Consider the following 8,464-nt stretch of genomic DNA (forward strand, 5'->3'; position numbering starts at 1 on the left):
GAAGCGACGCACATCAATTAGCTCTCACACATTTCACGGCTTCCCGGAGGGAAAAGACAGGCACAGATAACTTATTTGGTTCTGGTGCAAAGGTAAAATAAAAGAGAATATAGCGCATATATTTCTAGCGGAATTGTATTTTATGCTGTTAGCCCAAACAATTGATGGATGAATTCTTTCTGGTTTTGAACAGACTGATCCTGTAAATCAATCTGTTCTTTTTTAATCATATGCATGGCTTCTACTCCTGCAAGAATGGATGTAGCTGTGCCAAAAGACTTGAACCCTAACATAGAACGCACACGTTTCTTAATAAAACGATGATCTTGTTCCACTATATTATTGAGATATCTAACTCGTCTTAGCTTTATGCCTTCAGGCATATGTTTTGCTTCTTTCAACGCTTGAATTGCTACAGGATAGGCAGGGTTCTTATCGACTGTTATCACGCGAGGTTTAGAAACGTACGAAAAAGCCAAGGCTTTCTTGAAAAAGCACTTGGCTGCTTGTTTATCTCTTGATTTACTTAGATAAAAATCAATGGTATTCCCTTCTGAATCAACGGCACGATATAAATACATCCATTTCCCTTTTACTTTAATATAGGTTTCATCAACTCTCCATGAATCATTTGTTGATTTAAGGTGTTGTCGTACTTTCTCTTCTAATTGAGGTCCATATTGATGAACCCAGCGCATAATCGTTGTGTGAGCAATGGATAATCCTCTTTCCTCCATCATTTCCACCAGGTTACGGAAGCTCAAATTGTACCGTAGGTACCACCTTACTGTTAGTAAGATTAGTTCAGGCTGATAATGCTTCCATTTGAACAAATTTTCCTTTTCCATACCGATCACACACCTTTTTAGAGTAATATTATCAGTATGTCCAAGTTTTCTAGATTTCTTGCACCAGAACCCATTTATGGCTATGCAAGGGTAAGTACCCAACAACAAGATTTGATTCGTCAACTAGACATGCTTCAAAATTATAACTGTACTGAAATTTTAACTGAAAAAATAACAGGTACGAAAAGTGATCGTCCAGAGCTTACTCGATTAAAAGATAAAATTAGACCAGGTGATACATTAGTTGTTGAAAGCTTTTCTAGATTAGGAAGAAGTACCAAAGATTTAATTGAACTTGTTGATTTTTTTGAGAATAAGGGAGTTAAGCTAATTAGTATTAAAGAACAGTTTGATACTAATACACCTCAAGGGAAATTGATGTTAACTGTATTTCAAGCATTCAGCCAGTTTGAAAGAGACTTAATTGCTCAACGTACTCACGAAGGGCTTGAAAGTGCAAGGGGAAGAGTAGGTGGACGCCCTCGCGTTAAGGATAGTTTCATTCAGAGAGCATTGAAGTTATATGATTCTAAAGAATATAGCATCCAAGAAATTGTAAACATGACAGGTATTAGTCAAGCTACACTCTATCGATATTTACGAAAAAATAAGCAAACCGAAAAAGGCGAACAAACCAAAGAACAAACAGCCACTATTCGTATGTTGTTACGTGTAGAAAATAATAATAAATTTGTACGAGGAAAGGGGAAAGTTCGAAAGAATATCGAATCCTTCCTTATATCACAATATAATATGGAACAACGTTCAGGAGAATATATATTCTATGTTCCTTACAACACAATTTCAGATTTAGAAAAAAAGGTAGAAAGCATAATTCGTGAAATTGATTTTGAAGCGGATTTACAAAATTGTTTTACGGAGTTAGATGTGTACTGTGATGAATTGGAGATACAATGGTCAAAGTAGCATTTGCTTATATAAAGAATTACATTATAAAATAATAAGAAGAAAAGAAAGACAGGGAGAGGAAATCCATGTCCACAAAATTAGTAAATTTACGAATTGATTTCGCTTTTAAACAGTTATTCGGAACGAAGGGAAACGAAGAAATTTTAACTGGATTTCTAAACGCTATCCTAGAAGAATCTTTAGATGCACCTATTGCATCTCTACAACTCGAAGATCCACATCTTCATAAATCTTATGAAGATGACAAGTTATCCATATTAGACCTATTAGCAACATTAGACAACGGAACGCAAGTGAATATAGAGATACAACTTCGCAATACACATGATATGGTGAAGCGATCTTTATATTGCTGGAGTAAACTCTATACATCCCAAATGCAAGAGGGGATGCCCTATCGTTCACTTCGGAAAACAATTACCATTAACTTATTAGATTTTATATTATTCTCCCAGGATGATTCATTTCATACCATAGGACAATTATGGAATAGCAAAAAACAGCAGATACTAAGTGATGATATTGAAATTCATTTTGTTGAAATTCCAAAATTGGTCAAACAATGGCATGAAGAAAAAGTAAATCCATGGGAAAATGTATTTGTTCGCTGGATGTTATTGCTACCAGCACATGAAGATGAACATTTAACTCAAACATTGGAGGAGATTGCGATGAATCAAGATCCAATTTTACAAAAAGCAATGAATAAATGGGAAAATATGAGCCATGACTCCTCATTCCGAACAGCTTATGAAGCTCGTGAAAAGTTACTTTTAGATGAACAAGCCAAGTTGGCACACGCTCGTGAAGAAGGATTAGAGGAAGGTTTAGAAAAAGGAATTCAAACAGGAAGAAAAGAAGGAATTGAAGAAGGAAAAATCCAATTAATCCGTGGTATGCATAAGAATGGTATGCCATTAGAAGATATTGCAAAATTCACAGGTCTTACTACGGAAGAAATACGAAAATTATTATTATAATTACATGGCATTACAAAAGCTTTGCGGAAAATCTCGCAAAGCTTTTTATTATTAATAGGATTCACTATACATTGCCATCAAGCTTAGGTTTTGAATCACTACCTAAATGAAAATTTGTGCTCTCAACAGTTGTTTATGAGGATTTAGTTCATTTTTTTGTTTTGGGACCAATATGGTGACCCCTATTAGAAAATATTCATCCAAACTTAATGATATCTTCTAATGTTGGTAAGGATTGAATAGCTCCGTAATTTGTACACGTAATTGCTCCAACTTTGTTAGCAAATGCAACGAATGTACAAAGTTTTTCAAAGTTAAAGTCAAATAGATTTTCTTCTTTAGAAAGTTGATAAAGCATTGCACCTACGAACGCATCTCCTGCACCAGTTGAATCTACCTGTTTCACAGTAATAGAAGGAATAATAGCAGCCCCTTCACTAGTTGCAAGAAGTGTACCTTGTTTTCCAAGTGTAATCGCAACTACCATTGCGCCTTTTGCAAGTAAAAACTGTGCAGCTTTATTCATATTTGTTTCTTTAGAAAGCATGATCGCTTCCTCTTCACTTACTTTTACGAAATGGGCTTGTGCAATGAAAGTTAAGCAATTCTCACAAAATTGCTGTTTATCTGTAATTAATGCATCACGATAGTTTGGATCAAAAGAAATAAAGTGGTTTTGTTCTTTTGCATATTGTAGCAGCTGAAAATAAGTTTCTTTTAAATGCCCAGGTAACAAAGCTGTCGCTGACCCAAAATGAATGATATCATGCTTGTGCATTTTAGAAAGATCAATTTTATGAAACTGATATTCTCCATCAGCGCCACGCATAAAAGTAAAGTCACGTTCACCATGTTGGTCAATAGAGACAAAAGCTAATGTCGTTTGGTTTTCTTTTATAAGCATAGAAGTATCAACACAGTTTTCTTGCAATGTTTTTCCTAGAAATTCTCCAAAAGGGTCGTTTCCGACTTGTCCAATGAATGAAGCCTTTCCGCCTAATTTTGTAATTGCTGCAGCAACATTCGCGGGGGCTCCGCCAGCTTTTTTTTCAAAGTGTACTCCATCTGCTAATGGTACATGTGTATTACAACAAATAAAATCAATTAATAATTCACCGATGCAAAATACTTGTTTCATTCCAATCCTCTCCCAAGTTTGTATTGTGTGATATGAAATTCCATCTTTTCATCTGAGAAAAGAGAGATGTTGTACCCTATATCTTTACGAGGGAATACTCGTGATGTAAACACAGTTTCTCCATCACATAGGAAGATTTCAACAATGCTTTGATCTACGAAAATACGCATTTCCATTGTATCTTGGATCGGAATTTGTTTACAGCGTTTGTAACCATATTCTCCTCCAAAGCGGTGATGAAAGCTTCCGCGCTCAATAGAAACGATCCCTTGATCGCGCTGAAAAGTAATCGGAAATGACTCTTCATGATAATGGAATAAGGAAATACCAAAAACATTTGCCTTTTCAGATTGTAATCGTATTTCTAATTCGTAGGAGTGTTCTTTGAAAAGGTCAGTTAATACATATGTTTCATTCTGTAAACAACCTGACACTGTTTTAGAAGATGTACGTAATTTCTTTAATTCACAAATAGGACGTTGTTTTAACACGTTATTTTCAAGAGTTAACTCGCGTGGAATCGTCAAACAATGTGCCCACATAAAATCATCTGAAGGATACGTAATTTCACTTGATCCCGCCCACGCAAACATAATGCGGCGTCCAGCGGGATCTTGCAATGTTTGCGGTGCGTAAAAATCAAACCCTTTATCTAACTCATAATAAGAATCAACGTGGAAGTATAAATTTTCTAAATCTAATGTCCCAATGGCGTAAATAACATTATAAACATTTTGATAGCTATCCTTTGTTGCTTGAATACCTTGCGGAGAAAAAATAAGAATATCTTTTCCATCTAAATGAAAATAGTCCGGACACTCCCACATAAAGCCGAAATCTTTTAAATTTGTTTGTAGTTCTCCTTGTAACTTCCAATCATACAAGTCTTCTGATTTATAGATAAGAAGTGTACCTGTTTCGTTTTCCCGTTGTGCGCCGAGCAACATATAATAAAAATCATCAAACTTCCAAATTTTAGGATCACGAACATGTCCCGTATATCCAGCAGGAACACTCCGAATAATTGGATTATATTCTGCTTTTTCAACCTCATATTGTTTATTCATAAAAGCAACACATTGATTAGCGTCACGCGAGCCATCGGTATGTTTTACATTTCCTGTATAAAACAAGTGAAGTATATCATCTTTTACGAAAGCTCCTCCAGAATACGCACCGTGGGATTCATAACTTTCAGTAGGAGTAATTGCCACAGGCATACGTTCCCAGTGAATCAAGTCTTTAGATTTTACATGCGCCCAATGTTTCATTCCATGAATAGGAGCAAATGGGTACCACTGATAAAACACGTGATACTCATTATTATAATAAGATACACCATTTGGATCATTCATTAATCCATATGGCGGATGAATGTGATAAGTGGGCTTCCAAGAGTCTTGATTTGCAATTTTCTCTAGCGAAGTCAATTCACACCCTTTTGCCTCTCGTATTGTTCTATATTTATCCATAGGGAGTTCACCTCAAAACATTAGTTCTTTTCTTTATATAGAAGCATTGTTGCAATAAACGCTGTAATAACAGCAATAGCAAACCCAATTACATAATGAACTACATTCATCATTCCTAACGGGGCCACAATCGTAAGCATCGGAATCCCTGTTAAGCCATAGGCATTTGCCACAACATTCGTAAACACAACGTATGCCCCGCCTAAAGCTCCGCCAATCCCTGCGGCAATAAAAGGTTTTCCTAGCTTTAAATTCACACCAAAGATTGCAGGTTCTGTAATTCCTAAGAAAGCTGAAACAGCAGAAGGAATTGCAATACTTTTTGTTTTTGCATTTTTTGTTTTAAAATAAACTGCTAAAGCTGCCCCGCCTTGTGCAACATTTGCCATAGACCATATCGGTAGTAAAAAGTTTACACCAATATCTTTATTTGCAAGTAACCCGGCTTCAATAGCGTGGAAACTATGGTGCAGACCTGTTAAAACGATAGTCGAATATAGCCCGCCAAAAATAAATCCAGCAATTGGCCCAGCAACTTCATATACATTATTTAAAATGTACGTAATACCATCACCAAATTTATAACCGATCGGACCGATAATAATTAATGATAGAAAACCTGTAATCATAACAGTTAAAAAAGGTGTAATTAATAAATCTAAAGAATTTGGTACATGTTTTCGTAACTTTTTTTCTATTAAACTCATTACATATACACATAATAAAACAGGAAGAACTGTTCCTTGGTAGCCAATCATATCAATGTCCATACCAAGAAAATGTAATACTGTCGGTTTGGCATTCGCAAGTGTCCAAGGATTCGTTAATGCAGGGTGAGTTAAAATACCCCCGATGACTGCTCCTAAGAAAATATTACCGCCAAACTCTTTTGCAGCACTAACACCAAGTAAAATCGGTAAAATAATAAACGCTGTACTTGAAAATATATCAAGCAATTGAATGAGAGCATGATCAGTCGGTACTAATTTAAACGCCTTCAACATTCCGAGTAAGCCCATTAATAAACCGCTGGCAACAATGGCCGGAATGATTGGCACGAAAATATTTGATAATACTTTTGCTAACCGAGCAATCGGATTCATTTTTTTCTTTACAGCTTCTGTATGTGTTTGAGGATCGATTTCAGATAAGCCGATAAGATTTGCAAATTGTTCATATACTTTGTTAACAATTCCCGTTCCAAAAATAATTTGATACTGATCACCTGTAGAAAAAGCACCTTTCACGCCTTCTATGTTTTCAATTTCTGTTTGTGTTACTTTTGATTCATCTTTTAAAACAAGACGAAGACGTGTTGCACAATGAGTTGCACTTATAACATTTTCTTTTCCGCCGATATGCTGTAATACACTAGCGGCAGTCTCTTTCATATCCATTCGAATACCCCCTAATCCATTTTTGGGGAACCGGTTCCGTAGATGGTTAAAATAAAAGACAGGTATTTCATATACAAAAGAAATCCTGTCTTCATTTTTCAAAATACGGAACCGGTTCTACAAAGAATTATAAAACGCTTTCACATTTTGTCAATACTTTCTCGAATTTTTAATGCATATCTTGAACTTACTATTTTTGGAATATCTTGATTTTCAACTAACTGTATGATAGATGTAGCAGCAACCGTTCCAGCGTAATGGTAATCAAATGAAACAGTTGTTAAACTAGGATGAATCATTTCAGAAATATCATAACCTCCAAATCCTGTAACAGAAATATCTGCTGGTACAGAAAGGTTACTTTCATGAATGACCTTTATTGCACCAATAGCAATGTTATCTGTTGCACAAACAATAATAGTAGGACGGTTATTTTCCAAAATACATGCTACTTGCTCCATTGCATCTTTGACATGAAAAGTTGTTTCATAATACGTAACATTGCACGATCGAGCGAAAGTTTGAACTGCCTTTTGAAAACCTTGTTTTCTCTTTACCCCAACTGAGACATCTTCTTCCGTTACGCCTAAATAAGCAATATGACGGTGACCTTGTGATAAAATGTATGATCCTAATTCAAACGCTGCCTCAAAATCATTGTGAATGAGACAATAATGACCTTCGTATTGTTGACCAACGAATAAAACAGGAATTTTTAATGTATTCAAAATTTTATTATGTTGCTCTGTTAATTTTGTTGTTAATAAAATAATCCCAGCTACTTTTTGTTTTGCAAAGTTTTGAATTGCTTCAATCTCTATTTTTTGCCTTTGATTTGCGTTTGCAACAAGCATTTGATAACCCTGATCACGAAGTGAATTGTCTATTCCAATAAGAGTTTTTGTCGTAGCAAAAGAGTCTAAACGCGGAACGATAACTCCAATTAAATTTGTTGTTTTTGCTTTTAAACTTCTCGCGAATGTATTAGGAGAAAAATTTGTTTCTTGAATAATCGCTTCAATTTTTTCTCTTGTTTTATCACTAACATACCCACCATTCAAATAACGAGAAACGGTACTTTTTGCGACACCTGCTAATTTAGCAATGTCTGATATATTTTTTGCCATTATTTTCTCCTCTTTAATTAAATTAATGAATGTATGAAACTGTTGCATACTATTCATTCATATTAACTCATACGAGACCAATTTTCATTTATTATTACTTATTTTGGGTATTTTCAAAACTGAAAATGTGTTGTTATTTTACAATTCCCACTACATATTTTTAGTAAAAGTATATATAAGGGGTCACCATACATCGCTATCAAGCTAAGAAATACAAATACCCCCAAAGCGAGAAAATTGACATCTTCATGTGGAAATGTACAATTTTTTTGTTTTTGGGGGTATAAAATTCTTAAGTTGATGGGCATGGGGTAGCGCCACACATCCATCAACTTAAGGTATATTTTTATACAAAATGCGGTCTTTCCATATAGTTTTTTATTATCTTTTATAGATTTTATAAAAGTAGGCATATCAAATAAACCCTGACGGGTTTTAATTTTTTTACTATGCTACCTGATGAGTAGAAGTGGTATACTCATAAATAACACCCAAAATATTGATATGATCCCCTCATAGTAGACAGTAGAAAGAAAGCACATTAATCTGTTTACGTATGGGGGGATTTTGTA

Annotated in this window: 7 protein-coding genes; 2 read left to right on the plus strand and 5 right to left on the minus strand. The window is 34.9% G+C overall.

Annotated features, from left to right (window positions below):
* Positions 1-140: 140 nt before the first annotated feature.
* On the minus strand, positions 141-848 hold the full coding sequence (locus G9F74_RS29000) for an IS6 family transposase (protein ID WP_165406398.1): 708 nt from the start codon (positions 846-848) through the stop codon (positions 141-143).
* Positions 849-884: 36 nt separating this feature from the next.
* On the opposite strand from G9F74_RS29000, the gene G9F74_RS29005 reads away from it, so the two are divergent.
* Positions 885-1,775 (plus strand): recombinase family protein, encoded by an 891-nt coding sequence (locus G9F74_RS29005; RefSeq protein WP_165406399.1) that lies wholly within the window; start codon positions 885-887, stop codon positions 1,773-1,775.
* 68 nt (positions 1,776-1,843) lie between these two features.
* A complete protein-coding gene (locus tag G9F74_RS29010; RefSeq protein ID WP_165406400.1) occupies positions 1,844-2,758 on the plus strand; it encodes an Rpn family recombination-promoting nuclease/putative transposase in 915 nt (304 codons plus the stop codon).
* 196 nt (positions 2,759-2,954) lie between these two features.
* Here the strand turns inward: G9F74_RS29010 and G9F74_RS29015 are convergent, their stop codons facing one another.
* From G9F74_RS29015 to G9F74_RS29030, 4 genes are all read right to left on the minus strand, one after another.
* Entirely contained in the window at positions 2,955-3,896 is a 942-nt protein-coding gene (locus tag G9F74_RS29015) for a carbohydrate kinase family protein (RefSeq protein WP_165406401.1), read from the minus strand.
* Positions 3,893-5,368: a glycoside hydrolase family 32 protein gene (locus G9F74_RS29020; RefSeq protein WP_165406402.1), complete on the minus strand. Its 1,476-nt coding sequence runs from the start codon at positions 5,366-5,368 to the stop codon at positions 3,893-3,895. Before G9F74_RS29020 ends, G9F74_RS29015 begins: the two co-directional genes overlap by 4 nt.
* A gap of 20 nt (positions 5,369-5,388) precedes the next feature.
* Positions 5,389-6,765 carry a sucrose-specific PTS transporter subunit IIBC gene (locus G9F74_RS29025; RefSeq protein WP_165406403.1) on the minus strand — a complete coding sequence of 459 codons (1,377 nt, stop codon included), beginning with the start codon at positions 6,763-6,765 and terminating at the stop codon, positions 5,389-5,391.
* Positions 6,766-6,905: 140 nt separating this feature from the next.
* Positions 6,906-7,892 carry a LacI family DNA-binding transcriptional regulator gene (locus tag G9F74_RS29030; RefSeq protein WP_165406404.1) on the minus strand — a complete coding sequence of 329 codons (987 nt, stop codon included), beginning with the start codon at positions 7,890-7,892 and terminating at the stop codon, positions 6,906-6,908.
* Positions 7,893-8,464: the final 572 nt, after the last annotated feature.

The organism is Bacillus sp. EKM202B (assembly GCF_011066025.1).
Lineage (GTDB): Bacteria > Bacillota > Bacilli > Bacillales > Bacillaceae_G > Bacillus_A > Bacillus_A toyonensis.